The sequence below is a fragment of the Candidatus Sulfotelmatobacter sp. genome, assembly GCA_036500765.1.
GTDB lineage: Bacteria > Acidobacteriota > Terriglobia > Terriglobales > Acidobacteriaceae > Sulfotelmatobacter.
Genome location: DASYBM010000001.1, coordinates 25474 through 50052, shown reverse-complemented (window position 1 = coordinate 50052; position 24579 = coordinate 25474). Strand labels below are relative to the sequence as shown.

Genomic DNA, 24579 nt, shown 5'->3' with positions numbered 1-24579 from the left:
CCATATGGGCCAAGTAGAAGAACCGATCCATCTCCTCCATGAATCGGCGGCGTACATCCAAAAAAAGCCCTATCTGAAACCCGCGTTTCGCTACGAGCCGGTGTTCGTCACGAGCGCGCTCACCTGCGGAAAGCTGGCGGGAACGTCTGCGCATTGCAATATTATCCGCAAGGTTTCATAACTGCTCGAACGGCTCTTTCCTCGGCGTAAAGCGGCGTCGGGCTTCCGGCTGTTGACTCACGGTTACGGACTCTCCAGAGGGTAGGAAATTGGCTATGTTCCTCCTGTGACCGTCCAGATGCAACCATAGTTGCTGGGCACAGTCAGCGCCTGCGCCGTGCCGGCGACTATCGCAGCTAAATTCTGCGCGCCCTCAATCTGCTCAACGTACTCGCCGCTAACGGGAAAAGAAAAACTTGTGATCTGCGGCTGATCTGTGAAGTTGACAACGATCAGGCTGAACGTGTTTCCGAGCTGCCGCGAGAAAGCCATCAAGCCTTTCGAGTTGAAGTTGCTGTAGTCGTTGTAGAAGTAGTGCTGGCCATCGCTAAACTGCGGTCCGCCGCGGCGTAACTTTGTCAGCTTTCGAATCAGCCGGATGATCGGCTGCCCGTCATTGTCATAGAAATAATTCCAGCGCACCGGGCGGTAGAGCATCACGCGACCGTAGCCGCTGCCGGGATTTTCCGGACACCGCAGTTGGTTGTAATCGGGCGTTTTTGGCAGCTTAGTTTTCGTGCGGGACTATAATTGTCGCACTCATGCCTCTGGCCGCCGGGACACGACTCAGTCAATACGAGATTCTTTCGCCGCTTGGAGCGGGGAGCATGGGAGAGGTGTACCGCGCGCGCGATACGCGCCTGGAGCGCGAGGTCGCGATCAAAGTTCTGCCCGAGTTGGTCTCGTCCGAGCCTGATCGGCTGCATCGCTTCGAGGTGGAAGCCAAGGCCGCGGCGGCGCTGAATCATCCCAACATTCTTGCGGTGTACCAGATGGGAACCTACGCGGGCGTGCCCTATCTGGTATCGGAGTTGCTGGAAGGCAAGACTCTGGCCGAGAGCGTACGGCGCGGCCCGCTGGCGATGCGCAAGGCGCTCGATTACGCTGTGCAGATTGCACAGGGGCTAGCGGCGGCGCACGAAAAGGGAATCGTGCATCGCGACCTGAAGCCGGACAACTTGTTCGTCACCAAAGATGGACGGATTAAGATCCTTGACTTCGGCTTGGCCAAAGTGACGCAGCCGAAAGATTCGGCCACGGATGCCCAAACGCTCACCATGCCGGGAGTGGCGATGGGGACCGTGGGCTATATGTCTCCCGAACAGGTGCGCGGGCTGGCGACCGACCATCGCACCGACATTTTTGCGTTTGGCGCGATCCTATACGAAATGGTGAAAGGGAAACGGGCGTTCGAGCGGTCAACCTCGGCCGACACGATGAGCGCGATCCTGAACGAAGAGCCGGTGCCCTTGTCGGAGTTGGCGCCCGATACGCCGATGGCGTTACAGAGAGTCATCCTGCGTTGTCTGGAGAAGAATGCGGAGCAGCGGTTTCAATCGGCATCCGATCTGGCATTCGCGCTGGAGGCCTTGTCAGATTCCGGAAACGCACCGCCGACAAGCGCACATTCCATCAGGTCCGCCCCGCAAAAACAGCAAGCGACACAAAAACAAGTCGAGCCGCAGCGGCGACGCACCGCGCTCGCTGCTACGGCCCTGGTAGTTGTAGGGATACTGGCGGTTCTCACGTATTTCTTGACCCAACCGCCGCCCACTCCGCGGATCTCGAACTACACTCAGCTCACCCATGACGGCCAGCAGAAATCTCTCATTGGAACGGATGGCTCCCGTCTTTACATCAACCTGGGCGAGGTAAGGGCAGGAAGCTTCTCTTCCCAGGGCATTGCCGAGATGTCTGTCGGCGGCGGGGAGCCGAGAAAACTTTCGATTCTGCCTTTGCCGGACATGGACGCCGTCGATCTGTCGCGGGATGGATCCGATCTTCTCGTGGTCAATGGCCAAGGGGCGCCTCCGAAAGGCCCCCTCTGGAGTGTTCCGATCCTGGGCGGCTCTGCACGCAAACTTGGCGATCTCGTGGGCGAAACAGGTGCCTGGTCTCCGGACGGTAAATGGTTGGCTTATAACAGCCTGGGCGACCTGTTCGTGGCCCGGCCCGATGGAGCCGAATCGCGCAAATTGTTGAGCGTGAAGGGCGACATCCTGAATCTCGCGTGGTCGCCCGATAGCGGCCGCCTCCGCTTTGACTCTTCGAGCACAGCCGGAACGGCCGGGCAGCAGCTTGAATGGGAAGTATCGCTGGCGGGAACCGATTTGCATCGCTTGTTCGAAGGCTGGCACGATCCTCCCGACGAATGTTGCGGCAAATGGACGGCCGACGGAAGATACTTTGTATTTCAATCGAACAATCAGATTTGGGCTGTCCCCAAGAGCGGCGGCTTTCTGCGCTCCGCTCCCAAGCCGGTCCAGCTTACATCCAGCCCGCTATCGCTCTCCTCGCCGCTTCCCGGCAGAGATGGCAAGAAGCTCTTTCTGATCGGTCGAACCTATCGCGGCGAACTGACCCGCTACGACGCGAAATCGGTCCAGTTCGTACCCTTTCTCGGCGGAATTTCAGCAGAGTATGTCGCCTTCTCGAAAGACGGCCAGTGGGTGAGTTACGTCTCCTATCCCGAAGGTAGGCTCTGGCGAAGCAAGGTGGATGGAAGCGAGCGCCTGCAACTGACCGATCCTCCCATGTATCCTGTGTTGCCGCGCTGGTCGCCAGACGGCAAGAACATCATTTTTTTTGAGTTCGCGTTGAGTGCGGCGAAGCCTGCCAGAATCTATGAAGTCTCTGCCGGCGGCGGAAATCCGCGGCAACTCATGCCGGAAGATCCGCACCAGCAACTGGACCCGAACTGGGCGCCAGATGGGAGCAAGATCATTTTCAGCAACGAATCGAACGATCCCTTATCGGCGATTCACATTCTTGACGTCGCTACTCATCAGGTTGCCGACCTGCCCGATTCGCAAGGTTTCTACTCGCCCCGCTGGTCGCCCGATGGCCGCTACGTTTCCGCATTCTCCGCCGACTCGAAGCGTCTTCTGGCGTTTGATTTTAAAACCAGAAAATGGAGCGAACTGGCGAATGGTTCGCTCAGTTGGCTGAACTGGTCGCACGATGGCCACTACGTCTATGTGCTGGATCATCAAGGCAACGATACCGTGGTCAGAATTCGAATGAGCGACGGCAAGACGGAGCTGGTCGCCGATCTGAAGAGTCTGGCGACTACGGGCCGCTACGGTGGCAGCCTCGCACTCACTCCCGACGATTCACCGCTGCTGCTTCGCGATACCGGAACCCAGGATGTTTATTCCGTGGACTGGGAAACGGAGTAGGCCGAATCGGAATCAGCGTCAGCCCAACCGAGCCAGCCCGGAAGTAGGCCTCGCGTCCAATTCACGGCTTTTCGACTGTGCCCTTATCCGGATCTCTAGTATGGGTCTCGGTTCGGGTCGTCGAGCCGCTGCTCCTTGTTCTCCAGGAGTTCGTTGAGTGCCTGAACCAGTTTCACGAATTTTTCGTGATCTCGTTCTTTTGCGATCTGTTCACACAGAGAGTTCATGCGCGTACGTTCTTCAGGGGTCATGGGTCTTTCTGAAATGCTGCGGAAATAGGTATCGCAAACGAATGATAAGAGTCAACCAAGGAAGCGTAGGGTAGGCTACCGAACGGCGGCAAAGTGGCGGAAATGGGGACTGGGCAACAATATATTGCGGCGTGATTATTGTTATTGCGGCGTGCGCAGGTAGCGATCGGGTACGATGGCTCGTCTTTCTTCGAGACACTCACCCGTGAGGAAACGGGTCGCCGCGCGGGCGCGGAGACGCTCCAGTTTTTCGTGAATGGCGGCCAGCAACTCCTGGAGAATTCCTTCCACGTCGCCGTTGGCCGCACGCGCAACGTTGGCAGACAAATCTCGAATACGGTCGTCGAGGCGGCGGCTAGGCATAAAGGGGGAGGCAATCGCTGTTTGGGCGCGCGCCGACAACATCATGCCTCAACTTCGCGAAGTGTACTATACCGTACGTACTGTAGACCTTGCTTGGATAGACGGACCGAGGCGGGAAATAAGCGTCAGGCGTCGGGATCTAATACTCCTGCCTTTCTGCCTTTAAGTTTTGTTCGACGGCTAAGACAAGGTTTGTTGGGGCGGGCAAGGCGCCCCGGTGCCCGCTGCGGACTTGCGGTTAATTATCTGCCGAAGCGGAGTGCGGAGCGCGCTTTTGCTTTGGCGGATTCTTCTTCGCGATTCTTCGGAGGCGCTGTGGTTTCGAGCGAACGCAACAGGTAAGTCGAAACCGCGGCCACTTGCTCGATAGCAGCCAGAAAAATGGCTTCGTTGGCCTGGGAGGGTTTGTTGAAGCCGGTGATTTTCCGAACGAACTGAAGCGCCGCGGCATGAACCTCGTCATCGGTGACAGGCGGCGCGAAATTGAAGAGGACTTTGATATTTCTGCACATAAGATTGGGATTGGGCGCCTGCGGTCGACCTCGTTTACGTCCGTGCGTCGATCTTCAGAATATTCTCTAGGATATTCTCTCGCAAGAAGCTGCGTTTGTTACGCTCTTAACCTTTCGCTGGAGTTCGGTCGCTCCAATTCGATCTCTCAGATTAAAAGTTCAAGCTGCCGACAGACCGCAAAGGAGGAATCCCCGTGTTATAATTCTTGATTCTTAGCCATTTAGAGCACGGAGGATTGTATCGATAAACGTTTTATTCGCATCAACGATCGCATTCGGGCGCGTGAAATCCGCGTGATTGACGACGAAGGGCAGCAACTGGGTATCATGCCGCCTTACGAAGCGATCAGGAAAGCCCGCGAAAAGAATCTGGACCTGGTTGAGATTTCGCCCACCGCGCAGCCTCCCGTGTGCCGCATTATGGACTACGGGAAGTATCTCTACCAACAGGAAAAGAAAGAGCGCGAAGCCAAGAAGCACCAGAAAACCATCACCGTAAAAGAGGTCAAGTTCCGCATTAATGTGGACGACCACGATTACGAGACCAAAAGGAATCACGTGCTGCGCTTTCTGGACGAAGGCGACAAGGTTAAGGCCACGATTTTTTTCCGCGGACGCGAGATGACGCGCACCGGGCTCGGCCGGCAGATTCTGGAGCGGCTGATTAAAGACGTCGAGCCGCACAGCATTGTGGAATTTCGTCCGCGGCAGGAAGGCAATACGCTGCACGCGATCCTGGCTCCGAAGAAAACGGAGAAGGAACGAGAGAAAGAGAAGCACAAAGCTGAGAAGGCGGAAAAGGCAGCGGCGCAAAGTGCTCCGAGCCCCAGCGCTCCGTCGGCGCAGGTCGCCAAGCCAGCGTCGTAGGGACGCGGCTGCCGGGTAACAAATTCAAAGCAATTAGCGATTAGCACTTGGCATTTGGCCAGTCGAGAGAATGCTTCGGGGTAGATTTTGTTTTGGCTGAGTGCCGATAGCTAGCTACTAACTGCTGTTTTGAGGAACTTATGCCGAAATTAAAAACGCACAAAGGCGCTGCCAAGCGCTTCAAGCTAACCGGGACAGGGAAGGTGAAGCGGGGACACGCGAAACTGCGTCACATCCTGACATCGAAAGACAAGAAGACAAAACGGAAATTGGGAAAGTCCGCTCTGGTCAGCGATGGAGATCTCGCCAAGGTCAAGCGGATGATTCCGTACCAGTAGAAGCTATTGTTGATTTTTTGATTGTTCATTGTTGATTGAAAAGACCAGCTTGGTCTGGGTTTTAATCGACAATCATCAAATCAACAATTGGTTTCCTCAGGCGCGTGAAGAGGTCAGAGACCGCCGGCCTTCCCTAGTAAATCCGGCGAATCGTCCTTACCTCCAGCCGCCGTTAAAGTGAAATAAAAAGGAGAATACCAATGCCTCGTGTAAAACGCGGAACCAAACGCCGCGCCAAGCGCAAAAAAATATTAGACCGCGCCAGCGGTTACTTCCTGACTAAGTCGAAGCTTTACCGTTCGGCGAAAGAAGCGGTCGAGCGCGGGCTGAAGTTTGCCTACTCCGGACGCAAGCAGCGCAAGCGGCAGTATCGCTCGCTGTGGATTGTGCGCATCGGCGCCGCCGCCAAGCTGAATGGGATGAGCTACAACCAGTTCATTCACGGCTTGAAGGTTGCCGGAATCGAACTGGACCGCAAGATTCTCGCGGATTTGGCGGTGAAAGATCCGGCGGGTTTTGCGAGCCTGGCGACGCAGGCCAAGGGCGCGCTGGCGTAGGAAGCTTTCAGCCGTCAGCTTTCAGCTTTCAGTAAAACCGGGAAGGGCACGGCTTCAGCCGTGCCTTCCGTTCGTTTTTATACTTAACTTCGTCATACTCAACTTGTCATTCTGAGCGAAGCGAAGAACCTATGCATTCCGCGCGGAGTTGCATAGATCCTTCGCGCATAGAGCGCGCTCAGGATGACAATGCATTTTCATATACAACGTGACATATACCGTTCCCAAACTCACCGACTATTCGGCGGCGGCGCTGGAGAAGGCTTCGGGCGAATGCGTTGCTGCGTGTGGGACTGAGGCGGCAGAGGTCGGTAATGATGCGGATCTGAAAGCGTTTCGCGATCGCTGGATGGCACGCAAGAACGGCTTCCTCACACAAATTAACGATTTGTGGCTGAAGGGCGCGCCGAAAGAGGCAAAGCGCGAGGCCGGAATTCGCGTGAATGAACTCAAGGCGCGAATTACAGAGCTAGTGGAGGGCGCGCACGTAGGCGGCAGCGGAGATTTGCTGGCGGCGGAGCGCGTGGACATCACGCTTCCCGGCGTGCGGCGGCCGATTGGCGCCGAGCATCCAGTGATGCGGACGATGCATGAAATTGTCGGCGTCTTTCAGAAGCTGGGATATTCCGTCGCGGAAGGCCCCGTCATTGAAACCGATTACTATAATTTCGAGGCGCTGAATTTTCCGCCGAACCATCCCGCGCGGGATACGCAGGACACTTTGTTCATCGCCGGGCAGCAGTCGAAGCCGCAACGCGAACGCCTGCTGCTGCGCACGCACACGTCTCCGGTGCAGATTCGCACGATGGAAAAGATGCGTCCGCCGCTTCGCATTGTGATTCCGGGGACGGTGCACCGCAACGATCCTCCCGATGCGAGTCATTCGCCGATGTTTCATCAGATCGAAGGGCTCGCCGTCGACACCAATATTACATTCGGAGATTTAAAGGGGACGCTCGATCACGCCATGAAGGCGCTGTTCGGATCGTCGGTGAAGACGCATTTTCGTCCCTCGTTCTTTCCATTCACCGAGCCGAGCGCGGAACTTTATGTCACGTGCTTCATTTGCGGCGGGAGCGGAAGGCGCGGGGCGGACCCGTGCCGTCCATGCAAGCAGACCGGATGGATTGAAGTGCTGGGATGCGGGATGGTTGATCCGAATGTGTTCGAGTTCGTGAAGGACAACGGATACGACCCGAAGAAGATTTCGGGATTCGCGTTCGGCATGGGCGTCGACCGGCTCGCGCTGCTGAAATATGGCGTGGATGATATTCAGCTGTTCTTTCAGGGGGACGTGAGGTTCTTGCAGCAGTTTGGGTAAAACCGTCGTTGGTCGTCGGTCGTTGGTCGTTAGTCGTTAGTCGTTGGCAGGCGGAAATACTGGATCTGTCCTAAGTTCTCGATCATGAAGTTATCCGCAGAATGGATTCGCGAATTCGTTGATCTCTCCGTCGATGACCGTCGGCTGGCTGAGGACTTGACCAATGTTGGGATATCGGTTGAGGGAATCAGCGGGAGCGGCGCCGATACGGTGTTCGAGATGGAGATCGGGACCAATCGGCCGGATGCGATGAATCATTACGGTGTGGCGCGGGAAGCGGCGGCGATTTATGATCGGGCGCTGAAACAGCTCTCAGCTCTAAGCTTTCAGCTTTCAGCCCCGACCTCGGATACGGCATTTCCGATCTTTGTCGAGGAGCCGCAGCTTTGTCCGCGGTTTTCGGCGCGCGTGATTCGCGGGACTCGCATCCAGCCTTCGCCAGAGAAGATCGCGCATCGACTGCAACTGCTGGATCAGCGGCCCATCTCGAATGCCGTCGATGCTACGAATTACGTTTTGTGGGCGATGGGGAAGCCTACGCACGTTTTCGACATGGATCTGCTGGAGGGCGGGAAGATAATTGTGCGCAAGGCTCGCGACGGGGAGACGCTGAACACTCTTGACGGCGTGGAGCGCAAGCTGACTTCCGAAGATCTCGTGGTGTGCGACGCGAAGAAACCGGTCGGCCTCGCCGGCGTGATGGGCGGCTACGACACGATGATTACGGAGAAGACTCGGAACATCGTGATCGAGTCGGCGTGGTGGGATCCGGGGATTGTGCGGAAAATGTCGCGGCGGCATGGACTGCATACCGACGCTTCGCACCGCTTCGAGCGCGGCGCGGATTTTGAGTCGACCGTGCTGTCGTGCGATCTGGTGGCGCAGATGATTCTCGAGTCGGGCGGGGGAGAACTGGCCGGCGATGTCGTCGATGCGATTTCCAGGCGCATGGATCAGGCTCCGGTCGTGTTGCATTTGGCAGATGTGCGCCGCATCCTGGGTGGGAATCTTAACGCGAGTCGGATATTCAGCCTTCTGAAGAGACTGGGTTTCACGCTCATTCCTGAAGGCCAGCACGACGCGCAGTTTCGCGTACATATTCCGAGTTGGCGGCTGGATGTGGAGCGCGAGATCGACGTAATCGAAGAAATCGCGCGGCTGCACGGATATGACAAGTTTGAGAATACCTTGCCGGCGTACAGCGGAGCCGTGGCCGAGCCGCCACACGCCGCGATGGACGCGGCTTTCCGAGGGCGGGCTCTGGCGCTCGGATATAACGAGGCACTGTCGTTGACGTTTATTTCGCATGTGGATGCGGAGAACTTTTCAGGCGCGAAGGTACTGGAGTTGGAAAATCCGCTAAGCGAAGAAGCCTCGGTGATGCGAACGTCGCTGGCCCCCGGCATGCTCGGCATGCTGGCGTGGAATCTGAATCGCGATGTGGCGGAAGTGCGGCTCTTTGAGATGGGTAGCGTTTACGAACTATCGGGCATGGACCGAATCGAACCGAAGCGTGCCTGTCTCGGCGCAACGGCTGCGGCCATACAGAGTTCTTTGCCCAAAGGTAATGCGCTCGACGTGAGCCAGGGCGTACATGCGACAGCTGGCGAAATATTCCGGGGATTCAAAGGCGACGTAGAGAACCTGCTGGCTGAGTTTTCCGGCGAGGTCAGCTACGACCGCGAGACGGGGGAATATTTTCATCCCGGACGATCTGCGCGGGCGCGAGTGAATGGGACGGTGGTGGCGCAGTTTGGGCAGGTTCATCCGGAAGTCGCCGCGGCCCGCAAATTGCGGCAGGATGTGTTTTTGGCGGATTTTGATATGGAGCGGTTGTACGAAATTGGGCTGCGCCGGGTGAAGTTCGTGGCGATTGCAAAGTATCCGGCGGTGGAGCGGGATTTTTCGTTTGTATTTAGCGATAGCTTGTCATTTGAGGAGATCAGGAAAGCTGTGGCAGACTTGCGGATTCTCGATCTGCGCGAGTTTCGTCCGGTGGAGATTTTTCGCGGCCGATCGATCGCGCCGGGAAAATATTCGGTGTTACTGCGCGTAACATTTCAGTCTAAAGAGCGGACGCTGCGCGAGGATGAAGTGGCGCAATGGTCGGGGAAGATCGTCTCTGTGCTTACCGCCCTGAATGGAATGCAGAGGATTTAGGAAGAAGTTTCAGCGGACCACAACTAAGAATTCCCACTTCTCGAAAAGGCCGCGAGAAATGGTGTCCGGCCCAAAAAGAGAGCCACCTGAGAGCACTCTCATGCTCTCACTTCATCTATGCCCGCCAACCCTTCCGTCACGCTTTCCGCGTTGTCGCCGATAGAAAGAAGGTGAGAAATATGTCTGGGGGACAGGGTGCGGCGGCCGCACCGGCGAAGAATCTGAAACCGTTGCGATATGTAGCGCGGCAACCGATCTTCGACAGGGAAGAGAACGTATTCGGATATGAACTGTTGTTTCGCGACGGCCTGGAAAATACCTTCCACGGGGACACGGATGAGGCTTCCCGCGCAACGCTCGACCGGTCGTTGCTGATGGGCCTCGACATTTTGTGCGATGGGCGCCGGGCGTTTGTGAATTGCACGCGCGACACTCTGGTCAAGGGACTGGTTACGCTGTTGCCTTCGACCACGACAGTCGTCGAGGTTCTGGAAACAGTTGCCGTCGATTCCGAGGTGATAAGGGCCTGTCAGAGTTTGAAGCAATCGGGATACATGATCGCCTTGGACGACTACGTGGCCAACGATCCGCGGGCGGCGCTGGCGGAGATCGCGGACATCATTAAAGTGGAAATGCAGTTGACGACGGAAGAGGAGCGAGCGGGGTTGATCCGGAGATTCGGGCCCTGGCGCTGCCGAATGTTGGCAGAGAAAATTGAGACCCACGCCGAGTTTCAGCGCGCGAAGGATATGGGCTTTGAATATTTTCAGGGCTATTTTTTTCGGCGTCCGGAGATCATGAATACCCGGGACATGCCGGCCAATCGGATGAATTATCTGCGGATGCTGCAGGAGGTTTCGCGTCCTGAGTTGAATTTGAAAGAATTAGAGAAGCTGGTGAAGGCAGAGGCGTCGGTGTGCTATCGCCTGTTGCGATATTTGAATTCTGCAATTTTCGGCTTCCAGCAGCACATCCAGTCGGTGAGACATGCGCTCGCAGTTCTGGGGGAGCGCGATGCGCGGCGATGGGTGCGGCTGGTCGCGGCCGTGGGTGCGGGTCAGGAAAAAACCACCGATCTGGTTTTGTCGGCGCTGGTGCGAGGAAGATTTGGGGAGTTACTCGCTCCGCGCGTGGCCCACGGCGAATCGGATTTATTTCTGCTGGGCCTGTTGTCGCTGATCGATGCCATGCTGGAAATGCCGATGGCAGAAGTGCTCGACAGGATTCCTGTGGATCAGCCGACCAAGTCCGTGCTGTTGGGACAGCCGAGCGTCTTGCGTCCGGTGTTTCAGTTGATGCTGGCGCATGAGAGCGGGGACTGGGAAGCGGCCGAAGAATTGAGCCGGAGCGTGAAATTGGATTCGGAGGAAATTGCCGGATACTACTGGCAGGCGCAGCAATGGGCGCGCCAGGTTTCCGCGGGAGGGTGAAATGGGATTTTGGCTCTCGGCTTCCGGCTTTTGTCCAAGTCGCAAATGTGCCTCGAAAGCGAGATTCCCTGAAGCCGAAAGCCTGAAGCCGGTACGCCTCCGGTCGTTCATGCCCCTCTGTGCAAAACATGAGGGGGATGGGCCTTGCGCTCCATAGGAAGGACGAGTACGATAAAGATGTTCTCATTTAGGCCTCGTTCCCGCGCAGGCCTTCCGCGCCAGCCGATCCGAGGCGGCGCCTGACGGATCCGATAAACGGAAAATCGCGATACGAAGTCAAAAAGTAAAGGTTTCATTCTCGAATAGCAGTTTGTTTCAAGAGCTGGGGTTCGTTCCATAGTGTGTCCAGTCAGTACCCACAACTGCGCAGATGCGATTCTGTTGGCCGTGCGGAGCTTTGCTCGGAAGCTTTTCAGCAGCGGGGATTGGCGCGACGAGCAGGACCTTAGGATTCTATAAAATTCCGCAACAGGTGCGAAAAAGTTTGAGAGGACTATGAACGCAGGACCAGGAAGACCCTCCGGCGGTGGCGGAGGAGGACGAAGACGACGGCGCGGACGCCGTCCCCACAACCAACGCGGTCAGCGCCCCGGACCGGGCTTGAGCCGGGAAAACAAGGACGGCATTTACACCGCGCCCATGGACCACAGCTACCGCGCGGCACTGGCCGGAGGCAACCATAGCAGCAATGGCCACAAAGGCGGACGCCAGAGGCCGGGGTTCGCCGCGCCGTACGCTCAACCAGATCCCGAGCCGCTCCCGGCCAGCGCGGAAGAGACGAACTCGCGCATTTTCGCCTTTATCGAAGATCTTTTTTTTATGGCGAAGATTCAAGAAACGGCGCGCAAGCTCAATGTCAAAGTCGAGTTCGTGAAATCGGACAAAGACCTGATGGAGCGCATGGAGCAGAACGGCGAAGAGAAACCGTCGCTGATTATTTTTGACCTGAATAACGCCAGCGTGAAACCGCTCACCCTGATTCCAAAATTGAAAAGCAAGCTGAAGAAGGGGACGTCGATCATCGGCTTCTTGTCGCACGTGCAGGGCGACCTAAAGCAGAAAGCCCACGAAGTGGGCTGCGACATGGTGCTGCCGCGATCGGCATTCTCGCAAAACCTCCCGCAATTGCTGCGCCGGCATGGAGCGCCGGAAGATTCGGAGCCAACGGTGCAGTAGCAAGTTTTGGTCGTCCCGGCTCAGAACCTCTCTTGCCACGAGTGCTCGGGCCACTGTCGCATCGCGTCCTGGGCCCACCCTGTCGATTTGTCTTTGTGGCAGGATGTGCACGGGTTGGGAATGCCGTACTTTTCGGTCATGTTCGGTGAGACCACTCGGAACGTGTGAGCATGGACGAACGCTCCCGGTACACCTTCAGTTTCGATCGCCGGCATGTGGCACGAGACGCATTCACTGCCCGGACTACCATCCTTGTGGTGACTATGTTCTTCCCGTGTCGCCGTGTGCGGCCCGTTCGGAGACGACGGCCCGTGGCAGTCCAAGCAGATTTGATTGGCGGGCTTTCTTAACTGTGCATAGTTCGCTGTGCCGTGGACATCGTGACAGGACGCGCACGTTACTCCATGCCGGTACATCACGCTCTGGACGAAATCATTCCCCTGCATCCGGTTCTTGTGCGCCGTGCAGTCCGGGAAGTAGTAGAACGTCGTTTGCCCGAGCGTGCAATCTTCGAGTCGCCAGTAGCTCTGTAACTTCGCGCCAACGTGGTAGCCGACGGGCCAGTCGTAAAATTTCCCTTCTATCGGATTGCGGACTGGTTGTCCTTGCGAGTGACAGGAGATACATGTGTCCGTCCCGGCGACATTGTCCATCTGGGCTGGATTGAGGATATTCGCTCGTGAAGGATGTGCGACGTGTTCGCTTCCCGGCCCGTGACAACGTTCACAGCCGACATTCCACTCCGCGACCTGCTTCGTGTGAATGTCATAGTCGACGGAGTGACAGCCATCGCAAAGCGGGCCAGTCGGTCTTTGCATGTTGTCGGGAGGGTACAGCGAAGCCCACCAATCCCCTCCCTTTGCGACCATATAGGGCAACCATGTGTGATTGGCGAAGTCCCACTGCACAGAAAGAGGAAAATAATCGTCACCGACCTTGGTGAAATAACGTTGCTTCCAGATACTTCCGTAGACGAAGGCCACTTGATCCTTCGTGAACTTCGCTATCGTGCTCGAGGACGGATCAGCGGCAAAGGCGTCGGGATGTGTACGTGGATCACGAACGACATTGGCCATCGGCGTTTTATTCCAACGCCCATAAATCTCCGCATGACATTTTTCGCACGCCTGGGATCCGACGTAATGCCTCGCAGCAGCGGTCAACTGTTGTGACTGCTCCTTATTCGTAACTGCCCCAAGGCTTCGGATAAAGCTGACGAGTTTCCAACTGGTGCCAGAGGATTCAGTATGCGGATTCCCCCAAGCGGGCATTCCTGTGAGTTGAACTCCATTTTCGATGATGTAGTGAATTTCTCCGTCAGTAAGATTTTGCGTCGCAGCCGCACGTAGATCGGGAACCCTCGGAAACAGATTCAGGCCGATCTGCGTCTTCCCGCTGCCATCAATGCCATGACACGATGCACACTGATTCAGAAAATATTCACGCCCTTGCTGCTTCACGTCCGAAGTTGCGGGCAACGGATTCGTCTTGTGCCGCTCATCACTCGGGATTGCCGCGTTGCGGGCGGCGCGGGCGACGGCAACTTCCAGCGGAGAAGGCGTCGCAGTTGCTCGGAAGCCCCGCCGAAGCAAAAGAAGAACCATAACCGTTCCGACGAGAACGACAATGAGAACCGCCGAGACGAATATTCTCAAGACTTTCATGTTCTCCATCGAAATGCGGCTGGATTGCCGAATTCCTAGTCAAAAGTAGGACTGCCCAACATCGTCGCGTCATCCGAGTTTCGTTCCCATTATCCCGGAGGCCAAGACAACGGGCGTCCGCCTAAGAGGTGGACATGGAGATGGAACACGGACTGTCCGGCGCCGGGGCCGACGTTGAGGACTGTACGATATCCCTGCTCGATGTTGCGTTGGCGGGCGATCTGGGCGGCGGCCAGATGGCAGCGGCCGATGATCTCGGCGTCGGCGGTTTCGGCTTCTTTTAGTCCCGCAAAATGCTTCTTCGGAATGATGAGCACGTGCGTGGGGGCTTGCGGATTGATGTCTTCGAAGGCGTAGACGTGGTCGTCCTCGTAAACTTTTTTCGCGGGAATCTCGCCGCGGAGGACGCGGCAGAAGAGGCAGTCGGGATCGGTCATGGTTTGATCACCTTTTCGGCAACGATAGCATTGGACGCAGCCAAATGTCAGCACGCGTGCGAGTGTGCCAAGTTTGTAACCGCGAGGAAGCGAAGAGCCAGCCTGAGCGGTCGAGGGATATATGCAAACGGGATGTAGTCTCTTAATGTGCTACAGGAGACAAGTTGCATGGGTCCTTCGGCCCGCAAAGGGCGCGGGCCTCAGGATGACGAGGGAGGACACTAGTCGAGTCGGACAAGGAAAACGGCGCCTTGGGGGGTTGCGGTTTCGGCGGCAAGTTTTTGGGCTCGGTCACGATCGTCGTTGAGGACGCGGACGCGAATCCACCAATCCCCGGCGGGACTCGCGAAACATAAGACCTGCGCGGTGCGATAGCGGCGCTTCAGGCGGGACTCGAGTTTTCGCGCGGCGGGCTCGTGGGGAAATCCGCCGATTTGCACGACCCATTTGCCGGGTGAACCCGGCGATGCACCCGATTGCATCAATTCGACTTTCACTTCGGCCACGCCCGGTTGCCAGACGTCGAGCTTGTGAGCGGCGGCCAGAGAGAGATCGAGAACGCGTCCGGAAATGAAGGGACCGCGGTCGGTGATGCGCACGAGGGCCGTGTGTCCGGTCTTGAGGTTGGTGACGCGCACGATCGAGCCGAGGGGATAGGTGCGGTGTGCGGCCGTCATGGCGTGCATGTTGTAGACTTCGCCGTTCGATCCGCGACGGTTGTGATAGGGAGGGCCGTACCAACTGGCGAGTCCGGTTTCGACGGCGAGAGGCTTGGCGTCGGCGGGAAGCGTGGGCTCGGCGAGGTCGGAGTCGGGTTGGTCCGCTTCTCTCTCTGATCGGGAAGCGATAGGCGCTTTGGCGGAGGGAACGTTGGCGACCGGTGGAGCTACAGGCTCAGGATTGGTTGCTGGCGGCGGAGGCGGCGGTACATCGACATGCGCCTGCTTGGGATGACCACAGCCGCTCAGCAATAGGATCGCGATCAGAACGATCAACAGCATAGCCATTTTGACGAAGCGGCGTGGCGTGCCTGCGAGTCGAGTGCTTGGATGCTCTACTTGTGTGGATGCGGGTGCTGCTCCATGTAGTCGGCGAATTCCGCGAGCTTCTCCGACGCGGTCCGCAGGGCTTTGGTGGAGTGCGTACGCACCGCCGGAACCACTTCGTCGTTGAGATACTTGATGAATTCGGGAATCTCTTTTTCCAGGCGCTCGGCAGCGTCGCCAATGGTTTGGCTGACGCGTGCCGATGCGCCTTCCACCTTGCGGTTGAAGTCGCTCATGGTGCTCCTCGCGAAAATTCGGCGTGAATTGGTCCACGCGGTGTAGCGGATGCCAGGCAGGGTTATTATTTCGTGGACTGAGAGATAGGGTCAATGGGCAAGAGCGGAATTCGGTGGTTCTCGCCTGCGCTAAAATGCAGCCTCTGACGATGAATTCCGAAACGAAAGCGTATACCGCACGCGAGTCGGCATTTCGTGGGCAGCTGCTGGCGTGGTATGACGCGCATGCGCGCGATCTGCCTTGGCGGGAAAGCCGCGACCCGTATCGGGTGTGGGTATCGGAAATCATGCTGCAGCAGACGCGCGTCGCAGCGGTGATTGCGCATTATCACGAATTTCTGCGGCGGTTCCCGACCGTGGAGAAGTTGGCTCGGGCGCGCGAGGCTTCGGTACTGGCGGCGTGGAGCGGCCTCGGATATTACCGGAGGGCGCGCATGCTGCATGCGACGGCGAAGGTTATCGTGCGGGAATTGGGCGGAAGATTTCCGCAGAGTTCGACGGATTGGCGCGAGTTGCCGGGGATTGGACGGTATACTGCCGCGGCGATCGGTAGTATCGCGTTCGATGAGCCGGTTGCAGTGGTTGACGGAAACGTGGAGCGGGTATTGCAGCGGTTTTCTGGGAGGCGGCTGGTAGGGGAGGATTTCTGGCGGGCAGCCGACGCTTTGCTGGATCGCACGCGGCCGGGCGATTTCAATCAGGCGATGATGGAATTAGGGGCGACAGTGTGCACACCGCGAGTGCCGACCTGCCTTACTTGTCCGGTGGTGGAATTGTGCGCCACTCGCGGAGAGATTGCCGGATCGGCAAAATCGCAGCGGCAGAAGAAACGGGAAATTCATTATGCGCTTCACTTTCGTGATGGCGCGGTTTTTCTGGTGCAACGGGCGGGCGATGCGCGGCTGATGGCGGGGATGTGGGACTTGCCCGAACTGGCAGCGCCGGAGCCATCGGCGAGGAAAAAGCCGGTTCCTCCCCTTCGCTTCGCTAAGGCTCGGAATAACAAACCTTCAATGACGCTGCGGCATTCGATCACGGTCACGGATTATGTGGTGCAGGTTTGGCGGATGGCTGCACCGGAAGGACTGCACGGCGAATGGGTTGGAGTGCACCGTTTGAGTCGGATTGCGCTAACCGGTTTGGCACGGAAGATTCTGCGCAAGGCGAATCTCATCGTTGCTGCGAGCAACTACGTCTAAACTCTTGCCTATGAGACGGTTTCTGCTACTCTCGGCGCTGCTTGTTTCCCTGCCGATCTCCGTGTCCGCTAAGAACGCTGACACGCCGAACGCGGCAGCAGCACAAGATTCGCCGACCGGCGTCGTGATGACCAGGTTGTTTCCGCCGGTCTATCCTCCCTTGGCGCGGCAGGCGCGGGTTGTGGGCGACGTCAGAATCCAGCTCACGATCGGGACGGATGGAAGCGTCGAATCTGCCGAGGTGGTCAGCGGGCATCCCATGCTCAAGCAGGCGGCGCTGGATAGCGCGCAGAAGTCGCAGTTCGAGTGCCGTAGGTGTACCGACTCCGGGATGTCATATTCATTGACCTATACGTTCGGGTTTCTGGACAACGGCTACAGAAAGGTTGATCAGGAGCGAAGCGTGCATTCGTCTAAATGCCTCTTCTTGTGGAAGTGCGGCATGCGACGAAGCACTTCCTGGCTTTGTCCCGAGAACCGGCCCCCAGCAGTGACACAGTCGCAAGGCCAAGTGGCAATTCTGGTATCAACTACGTGCGTCGAGACCGAAGCCTCTTATTGAAGCGAAGCTTATCTCGATTCCAAATGAGGCCCCGCATCATCTAAAACCAAGACTGATGCGGCGCGCGAAGACCCGCACGAGGCGAGCATTCTTAAAACCGAGGGAACGATCAATGGCGGCACTAACTACGGGGACGAAAGCTCCCGACTTTGAGTTAAGGACTTTGGATGGGAAGAAATTCTTGCTCAGCGAGGAACTGGCTCGCGGGCCGGTGGTGTTGGCGTTCTTCAAAGTGTCGTGTCCGACTTGCCAGTATGCGCTGCCTTTTCTCGAGCGGTTGCATGAGATCTATGGGGCGAAGGGAGTGCGGCTGTTTGGAGTTTCACAGAACAGCGCCAAAGATACGGCGGCGTTTAAGAAGGAGTTCGGCATCACCCTTCCGGTGCTGCTCGATGACATCCACTCCTATCCGGTCTCGAATGCCTACGGGCTAACCAACGTTCCGACTGTGTTTTGGGTCGCGCAGGACTCGGAGATCGAAGTCTCCAGCGTTGGGTGGGTGAAAGCGGATTTCGAAGAGATTAACCGTAGGATCGCGGACGCGGGAAAAACAGCGCCTGCGTCGGTGTTCAATCCCGGTGAAGATGTGCGGGATTTTCGGGCTGGTTGAGGATCGAAAAACTGACCGCCGGTCGGCGGGATACCAAATCAAAATCTTAACCACAGAGGCCCGCGGAGGGACACTGAGTAACCCTCGCGTTGCAGACATGTCCGGTCGCTCGCCTGAAGCACGCTGATTCCGACAGTGTAGTGAACTCTCGTGCTGCGGTCAGGCCATTTCTCCTGCTGTTCGCGATAAACGCTGCTTTACAATTCTTGTAAGACTTTCATTAAGAACTTCCATCTGCCGCGCCGCTTGGTTAGGGGAGAGATCCGTTTTATGCGAGGAATGCTGAATTCCATTTCGGCTGCTCTGCTGGCATGCGCGAGTTTGGTCTGCGCAAAACCAGTATGGGCCGAGGGCGGGGCGGGCGGTTCCAAGGGAGCGAAGATTGTGGCGTCGGCGAAATTGCCGAGCCCGGCCATTAACGCTCTAGAGACGATTACTCCCGACCACATTCGCTGGCACGTGCGTTACCTGTCGCACGATCTGCTTGAGGGACGCGGCACCGGGCAGCGCGGCGGCGATGTCGCTGCGGAATACATAGCGACACAGTTCGCCGAATATGGACTCAAGCCCGCCGGCGACCACGGCACATACATGCAGAAGGTGCCGCTAGTGGGTATCACGACGCTTCCCGACACGCAATTCTCGCTGGTGCCGAAACACGGCGAGACGATGCATCTGAAAGCGCTCGACGAGTACGTGGCCTTTGATCACACTCAGCAGGCGCAGTCGGATGTGGACGCGGACATCGTTTTTGTGGGCTATGGAATCGAAGCGCCCGAATATGGCTGGGACGACTACAAGGGCATCGACGTGCGCGGCAAAGTTCTGCTGATGCTGGTGAACGAACCGCCCTCGGACGATCCGAAGTTTTTCAAAGGCAAGGCCCTCACCTACTACGGACGCTGGACTTACAAGTATGAGGAGGCCGCGCGCAAGGGCGCTGTCGGGGCGATCCTTATCCATCAGACGCAGATGGCGAGCTATAGCTGGGATGTAGTGAGGAATTCATTTTCGGGCGAGAAGTCGTTTCTGAGAGTCGAGGGCTCGCCGCTGAAAGTGGCGGCGTGGGTGCATCTGGATGCGGCGACGCGTCTGGCTTCGGCCTCGGGCACGAGTCTGGAGAAGATGTTGAAGGATGCGCAATCGAAAGATTTTCATCCTGTGAATCTGGGCGCGCGGCTTCAGGCGCACATGGTCAGCAAGATTCGCAATTTCGAATCGAGCAATGTTGTAGCGATTCTGCCGGGGTCGGATCGCAAGAGCGATGAAGCCGTCATTTATACGGCGCACTACGACCATTTCGGCATTCGTCCCGATATGCCGGGGGACAACATTTTCAATGGGGCCAACGATAACGCCACCGGCTGCGGCATTCTGCTCGAATTAGCGCGAGCCTTCGGAGGCGCAGCCCAGCGGCCGCGACGTTCGATCATCTTTGCCGCGGTTACGGCTGAGGAACAGGGGTTGCTGGGATCGGAATATCTGGGGAAGCATCCGCCAATTCCGGCGGGAAAGATTACCCTCGATCTGAACTATGACGACGTGAAGCCGCTGGGCGCGCCGGAAGAAGTGGAAGTTGCCGGAGCGGAGCGGACGACGTTTTATCCCGCGGTGGAAGCGACTTCAAAGGAATTTCGGCTCGCGATTCGTCCGGATGCACTGCCCGAGGCCGGGCACTTCTACCGCTCCGATCATTTCAGCCTGGCGCGCGTCGGGATTCCGTCTTTCTCCATCAATGAAGGCATGAAGTACAAGGGCCACACCGAAGCTTGGGGGCTCGAGCAGGAGCGCGACTACGTGGAAAAGCACTATCACCAGCCCAGCGACGAATACCATCCGGAGATGGATTTCGTCGGCGACTCCGCCATGGCGCGGTTTGGATTTGCCCTGGGATGGGAGGCGGCGAGCCTGCCACAACGGGTGGAATGGCTGAAGGGCGATGAGTTCGAAGCCGCAAGGATGAAGAGTCAATAGCGGGCAGCACGTAAAATTTATAGCCCCCAAATTTCCACATCCTAGTTTCATGGAAAAGCCCCACTTCTCGCAAAGAACTCGAAAAATGGGGCACCCAGCGCATTATCCCGGTAACCTAGGTAACTTTGGTCCTCTCTCGGAGCGTGTTAACCTCGACATGTCCGTTTGAAATCAGCAACTTCCGCAAAGATTCCTGACTTAGGATGCCGAGAATTCCCATTTTTCGTTTGGGTGGAGCGCCGGATAAACCGGCGCCGCCGAACCTGGCAGCGTCGACTCCGTTCATTTCGCTCGAAGGAATTTCGGTTGGGGTCGATAACCTGCGGCACGACGTCGTGCTGAGTCCGAAGTTCGTAGAGGCCGCGCGAGCGCAGATTGCGCACTTGATCGCACGTCACGGTGATCTCGAAGGATTGCTTTCCGCAGAGACTACGCGGGTGAGCCAGGGACCCTCGTGGATGGCACGCCAGGCCGAAAAGACAGTGAGGCCGAAAAACGATTCCAGCGCGTGGAAGTCGGCGCTGACCGAACTACAAGTCAATTCGCTCAATCGGGCAAAAAAAGAATTCAAATTGTCGGTGGACCTTCTTGCTCGGCTGGCCGTTACCAAGTTTCTGCGCACCGAGATGCACGTGCAATTCTCGCAGGTGCTTGAGCGCTGCCGCCTGCTGCTGAAAAGCTATGACGGAATGCGGCAGGGCAAGGCGCACGAATATCGCGAGCGGCTGGCGGCTTTCCAGGTGCGAAAGAAAGTCATCCTGCGCAAGACCGGACAAGAAATCTTCGAGACCCTGCGCGAAGTGGAAAAGAGTACTCTGGCCCGGATGCGGCGGTCGCTTTTCGGCGAGGAGTCGACTGGCGGGGCATTTTTTACTTATCCGCTGTTCCTGAACCGGCTGCTGTTTTCCGAAGACGGGCGGGACGACCATCTATGCGCCGAACACTACGTCATGCTGGGCAATTGGGATCGCGACCCGGACCGTTATGGCCGCATACGGGAAGTGGCGTCGGCGTTTCTGCGCTCGCAATATGGCGAAGAGGTAAGCGCCGACACGCTCGATTCCTGGATGAACGTGCCGGACAATGCGCGGGAATTAGTGGGGACCGGCACGCCGGACAATTCCGACGAAGGGCTGGCGCAGCAGGATCGGCTCGCGGCATGGGTACGCCTGCTGGAAGACGAAGCGGTGATGGAAAACGTAATCGCTTCCTATCACGTGGTGCCTCTGCTGAACGAGTATGCGCCGAGAATCAATGCGCAGCAGCTGAAAAATGCGCTGATCGACCGCGCCGAATGCGACCGCGTGGAGCGCATGATTCAGGAGCACGGCAAGCTTTCTCCAAGCAGCTTATATGCGGCGGTGGCCAAGGTCGCCAGTTGCCGCGGAGCGGAACGGGCGAAAGTGGCGGCGCGCTTTCTGGGGGATTTCTTTCACTACCATCGCGACTTGCGGCGTCTGGAGGTTATGAACGCCGCGCTCGATACCGTAAGCCTCGTCAGCAATGAGCGGATTCGGGAATTGTCGCTGGTGAACGGAACTCTTTATGAGTTTTTGCTTCCGGAAGAGCAGGGACAGACCGATTCCGACCGCGTGCTGAGGCACGTTGTACTTAAGGCTGACGTGCGCGACTCAACCCGGCTGACGCGGACGATGATGGAAAAGGGCCTGAACCCAGCGTCATACTTCAGCTTGAATTTTTACGATCCGGTGAACAAACTGCTGGAGAAGTATGGCGCTCGGAAGGTCTTCCTGGAAGGCGACGCGATCATTCTGGCGATCCTGGAGCGCGAAGGCGAGCCGGGGCTGGCCGTGAGCCGCATGTGCGTACTGGCTCGCGAGATCATCGAAATCGTGCGCGGATATAACGAACTGATGCAGCGCTCCGGCATGCCGCAGTTGGAACTGGGGCTCGGCATCACGGCGCAGGACTCGGCTCCGCTCTATCTGATGGATGGCGAGCATCAGATCATGATTTCCGAAGCGCTAAACGAAAGCGACCGGCTATCTTCCTGCAACAAGCGAGCGCGGAAGGTCATGGAGCCCCTGGCGGGGCCTTTCCACGTCTACGCCTTTCAGTCGGCGGAACTGGACGAGGATGGGAACCCGGAGGACGTAATCGTGAGCTTCAACCTGGGCGGAATTCGCATGAATGAAACTGCCTTTAACAAATTGCAGAAAGAAATTACGCTCGAGCCCTTGAAGGTGCGCCTGCCCGCATCGATCGCTTCTTCGGACAAGGGCGAGTATGTCCTTTTCAATGCCACGGTGCCGGTCGATCGCGATATCTTCCGCAAGATCGTGGTGCGAGAAAGCCGCATCCCTCGGATCGATCCAGCGGATTTCTCGTTGAAAGGATGGACGGAGCGGAAGTATTACGAAGTCTGCACCGACCCTACGATTTACGCAGCCCTGGAAAAACGCAAGGGCGCTAGCATCGCTAAGTGATCTTCGATCCGGCCGATCGGATTCTGTTCGCGAGCTCCGCACGAGTCCAATACAGCAAGTCCAGATATAATCTTGAGTTTCGGCACTCTGCCGCAATCCTGGCCTTAACGATCTGGCCTTAACGATAAGGACACATTTTGCTCGATTTCTTAGGCGATTTACGACGGACTCATATGTGCGGGGCACTGCGCGCTTCAGACGCCGGCAACAAAGCCGTGCTTATGGGATGGGTGAACAAGCGGCGCGACCACGGCAATCTGCTGTTTATCGATCTGCGCGACCGGACGGGCGTGACCCAGATCGTCATCAACGTCGAGCGCGACAAGGCGATTCACGAAAAGGCGGGTGAGCTGCGGAACGAGTACGTCATCGCCGCGATCGGAACGGTAAAGCTGCGCGACGCCAACACTGTGAACAAGAATATGCCCACGGGCGAAGTCGAGTTGGTGGTCGACGAGTTACGCATTCTGAACCAATCGAAGCTGCCGCCATTCCTTCCTTCCGACACGGCGCTCACTAACGAAGAGACTCGGCTGAAGTATCGCTACATCGACCTGCGGCGCGACGTGATGCAGTTCAACATTGAAACGCGGCACAAGGTGGCGAAGGCGATCCGCGATTATCTTTCCTCTCAGGGATTTTTCGAGATCGAGACGCCGTTCATGACGCGCTCGACGCCCGAGGGGGCGCGCGATTATCTGGTGCCCAGCCGCGTGCAGCCGGGGTCGTTCTATGCGCTGCCGCAATCGCCGCAGTTGTTCAAACAGATCCTGATGATTTCCGGATTCGACAAGTATTTTCAGATTGTGCGCTGCTTCCGCGATGAAGACCTGCGCGCCGATCGCCAGCCGGAGTTCACGCAGATCGATCTGGAAATGTCGTATCCGCAGGCGGAACGAGTGTGGGAAGTGGTCGAGGGATTTCTGACGGCTGCGTTTCGCGCGGCGGGAAGTGAAATTGAGACTCCGTTTCCGCGCATCGATTATGACGAGGCCATCCGCTTGTATGGTATCGACAAGCCAGATTTGCGGCTGCCGGCTTTTACCGACGTGCGCGACTGCTTCACGGCGGAGAATTTGCAGGAACTGGCGATCAACGCAAATTTGCCGGTCATCGCCGTTCGCACGCCGAAAGTTGGCGAACTTTCCCGCAAAGAGCGCGACGACATCAAACCGATGTTCCACTCCAAGGGCGGCGCGAAGTTGTTCGAAGACTTCAAGCGCATCGGCAACAAGTTTCCCGACGCGGCGGAGGCAATCTCGAAGAAGATCGCAACGGAAGATGGAGATCTCGTCGTGCTGGTGGCCGGGTCGGCGCAGGCTGGGCCGCAGACTGCAATGCCCATTCACCGCAAGGTGACGCCTGCGGAGTTGTCGATTTATGCGTCGGCCGGTCTGCTGCGACTGGCGCTGGCGCAGAAATATGCCGAGCGCCACGGCATTTTCAAAAAGAGCGGCGATCCCGCGAAAGACTTCCGTTTCTTGTGGGTTACCAACTTCCCCATGTTTGAGTGGGACGAAGGCGAAAAGCAATGGATGGCAGCGCATCATCCGTTTACATCACCGCACGAGCAGGACATGGGATTGCTCGAGGCGGGCGTGGAGTCGGTGAACGATCCGCAATCGCCGCTCAGCGCGGTGCGCGCCCTGGCTTATGACGTTGTGCTGAACGGCACCGAACTGGGCTCGGGCTCGATTCGTATTCATCGCCAGGACATTCAGAGCAAAATCTTCCGCGCTCTCGGCATGACCGAAGACGAAGCCCGCGCACGTTTCGGATTCTTTCTGGAAGCGCTGGAGTATGGCACGCCTCCGCATGGCGGCATCGCGCTGGGCCTAGATCGCATTGTGATGATTCTGGCCGGAGCGGAGAGCCTGCGCGAAGTGATTCCATTCCCCAAAACTGCCCGCGCGGTGGATCTGATGGTGGATGCCCCGACGCCGGTGAATGAGAAGCAACTGAGGGAGTTGGGAATTTCAGTGAAAAAGTAGTTTCTTGACGGCCGCGCCAGCAAGAGTTTCGTCATGGATA

General features: G+C 57.4%; 22 protein-coding genes. 15 read left to right on the top strand and 7 right to left on the bottom strand.

Features of this window, described 5'->3' with window-relative positions:
• Nucleotides 1-4: 4 nt before the first annotated feature.
• Entirely contained in the window at nucleotides 5-181 is a 177-nt protein-coding gene (locus VGM18_00215; protein ID HEY3971391.1) for a hypothetical protein, read from the top strand.
• Between the two features lie 92 nt (nucleotides 182-273).
• On the opposite strand, the gene VGM18_00210 is transcribed toward VGM18_00215, so the two are convergent.
• A complete protein-coding gene (locus VGM18_00210) occupies nucleotides 274-657 on the bottom strand; it encodes a hypothetical protein (GenBank protein ID HEY3971390.1) in 384 nt (127 codons plus the stop codon).
• A 104-nt stretch (nucleotides 658-761) separates the two neighbouring features.
• Between VGM18_00210 and VGM18_00205 the strand changes: the two genes are divergently transcribed.
• Entirely contained in the window at nucleotides 762-3398 is a 2637-nt protein-coding gene (locus VGM18_00205; protein HEY3971389.1) for a protein kinase, read from the top strand.
• 392 nt (nucleotides 3399-3790) lie between these two features.
• Here the strand turns inward: VGM18_00205 and VGM18_00200 are convergent, their stop codons facing one another.
• Together VGM18_00200 and VGM18_00195 are read right to left on the bottom strand one after the other, a co-directional pair.
• On the bottom strand, nucleotides 3791-4012 hold the full coding sequence (locus VGM18_00200; GenBank protein ID HEY3971388.1) for a hypothetical protein: 222 nt from the start codon (nucleotides 4010-4012) through the stop codon (nucleotides 3791-3793).
• Between the two features lie 242 nt (nucleotides 4013-4254).
• Nucleotides 4255-4524 carry a DUF2277 domain-containing protein gene (locus tag VGM18_00195; protein ID HEY3971387.1) on the bottom strand — a complete coding sequence of 90 codons (270 nt, stop codon included), beginning with the start codon at nucleotides 4522-4524 and terminating at the stop codon, nucleotides 4255-4257.
• A 240-nt stretch (nucleotides 4525-4764) separates the two neighbouring features.
• Between VGM18_00195 and infC the strand changes: the two genes are divergently transcribed.
• The 7 genes from infC to VGM18_00160 all read left to right on the top strand — a co-directional run bounded on the left by infC (nucleotide 4765) and on the right by VGM18_00160 (nucleotide 12373).
• Nucleotides 4765-5391 carry a translation initiation factor IF-3 gene (gene infC, locus VGM18_00190; protein ID HEY3971386.1) on the top strand — a complete coding sequence of 209 codons (627 nt, stop codon included), beginning with the start codon at nucleotides 4765-4767 and terminating at the stop codon, nucleotides 5389-5391.
• 140 nt (nucleotides 5392-5531) lie between these two features.
• The gene (gene rpmI / locus VGM18_00185) at nucleotides 5532-5729 is read left to right on the top strand and encodes a 50S ribosomal protein L35 (protein ID HEY3971385.1); all 198 of its coding nucleotides are present in this window, start codon (nucleotides 5532-5534) and stop codon (nucleotides 5727-5729) included.
• 200 nt (nucleotides 5730-5929) lie between these two features.
• Nucleotides 5930-6286, top strand: a complete 357-nt coding sequence (gene rplT / locus VGM18_00180) for a 50S ribosomal protein L20 (GenBank protein HEY3971384.1) — start codon at nucleotides 5930-5932, stop codon at nucleotides 6284-6286.
• Between the two features lie 208 nt (nucleotides 6287-6494).
• Nucleotides 6495-7607, top strand: a complete 1113-nt coding sequence (gene pheS / locus VGM18_00175) for a phenylalanine--tRNA ligase subunit alpha (protein ID HEY3971383.1) — start codon at nucleotides 6495-6497, stop codon at nucleotides 7605-7607.
• A gap of 84 nt (nucleotides 7608-7691) precedes the next feature.
• The gene (pheT, locus tag VGM18_00170; GenBank protein HEY3971382.1) at nucleotides 7692-9767 is read left to right on the top strand and encodes a phenylalanine--tRNA ligase subunit beta; all 2076 of its coding nucleotides are present in this window, start codon (nucleotides 7692-7694) and stop codon (nucleotides 9765-9767) included.
• A 179-nt stretch (nucleotides 9768-9946) separates the two neighbouring features.
• A complete protein-coding gene (locus VGM18_00165; protein ID HEY3971381.1) occupies nucleotides 9947-11197 on the top strand; it encodes an HDOD domain-containing protein in 1251 nt (416 codons plus the stop codon).
• Nucleotides 11198-11692: 495 nt separating this feature from the next.
• Nucleotides 11693-12373 (top strand): hypothetical protein, encoded by a 681-nt coding sequence (locus tag VGM18_00160; protein ID HEY3971380.1) that lies wholly within the window; start codon nucleotides 11693-11695, stop codon nucleotides 12371-12373.
• A gap of 20 nt (nucleotides 12374-12393) precedes the next feature.
• On the opposite strand, the gene VGM18_00155 is transcribed toward VGM18_00160, so the two are convergent.
• The 4 genes from VGM18_00155 to VGM18_00140 form a co-directional block, all read right to left on the bottom strand.
• A complete protein-coding gene (locus tag VGM18_00155; protein HEY3971379.1) occupies nucleotides 12394-14037 on the bottom strand; it encodes a cytochrome c3 family protein in 1644 nt (547 codons plus the stop codon).
• 89 nt (nucleotides 14038-14126) lie between these two features.
• The gene (locus tag VGM18_00150; protein ID HEY3971378.1) at nucleotides 14127-14474 is read right to left on the bottom strand and encodes a histidine triad nucleotide-binding protein; all 348 of its coding nucleotides are present in this window, start codon (nucleotides 14472-14474) and stop codon (nucleotides 14127-14129) included.
• Nucleotides 14475-14695: 221 nt separating this feature from the next.
• The gene (locus VGM18_00145) at nucleotides 14696-15475 is read right to left on the bottom strand and encodes a septal ring lytic transglycosylase RlpA family protein (GenBank protein HEY3971377.1); all 780 of its coding nucleotides are present in this window, start codon (nucleotides 15473-15475) and stop codon (nucleotides 14696-14698) included.
• Nucleotides 15476-15528: 53 nt separating this feature from the next.
• The gene (locus tag VGM18_00140; GenBank protein ID HEY3971376.1) at nucleotides 15529-15756 is read right to left on the bottom strand and encodes a hypothetical protein; all 228 of its coding nucleotides are present in this window, start codon (nucleotides 15754-15756) and stop codon (nucleotides 15529-15531) included.
• A 149-nt stretch (nucleotides 15757-15905) separates the two neighbouring features.
• On the opposite strand from VGM18_00140, the gene VGM18_00135 reads away from it, so the two are divergent.
• The 6 genes from VGM18_00135 to aspS all read left to right on the top strand — a co-directional run bounded on the left by VGM18_00135 (nucleotide 15906) and on the right by aspS (nucleotide 24539).
• Entirely contained in the window at nucleotides 15906-16955 is a 1050-nt protein-coding gene (locus tag VGM18_00135; protein HEY3971375.1) for an A/G-specific adenine glycosylase, read from the top strand.
• Nucleotides 16956-16965: 10 nt separating this feature from the next.
• Nucleotides 16966-17517, top strand: coding sequence for an energy transducer TonB (locus tag VGM18_00130; GenBank protein ID HEY3971374.1), 552 nt, complete (start codon nucleotides 16966-16968; stop codon nucleotides 17515-17517).
• A gap of 112 nt (nucleotides 17518-17629) precedes the next feature.
• Nucleotides 17630-18127 carry a TlpA disulfide reductase family protein gene (locus VGM18_00125; GenBank protein HEY3971373.1) on the top strand — a complete coding sequence of 166 codons (498 nt, stop codon included), beginning with the start codon at nucleotides 17630-17632 and terminating at the stop codon, nucleotides 18125-18127.
• Between the two features lie 279 nt (nucleotides 18128-18406).
• On the top strand, nucleotides 18407-20101 hold the full coding sequence (locus tag VGM18_00120; GenBank protein ID HEY3971372.1) for a M28 family peptidase: 1695 nt from the start codon (nucleotides 18407-18409) through the stop codon (nucleotides 20099-20101).
• Between the two features lie 203 nt (nucleotides 20102-20304).
• On the top strand, nucleotides 20305-22548 hold the full coding sequence (locus VGM18_00115; GenBank protein HEY3971371.1) for a hypothetical protein: 2244 nt from the start codon (nucleotides 20305-20307) through the stop codon (nucleotides 22546-22548).
• A 173-nt stretch (nucleotides 22549-22721) separates the two neighbouring features.
• Nucleotides 22722-24539 carry an aspartate--tRNA ligase gene (gene aspS, locus VGM18_00110; protein HEY3971370.1) on the top strand — a complete coding sequence of 606 codons (1818 nt, stop codon included), beginning with the start codon at nucleotides 22722-22724 and terminating at the stop codon, nucleotides 24537-24539.
• Nucleotides 24540-24579 lie beyond the last annotated feature (40 nt).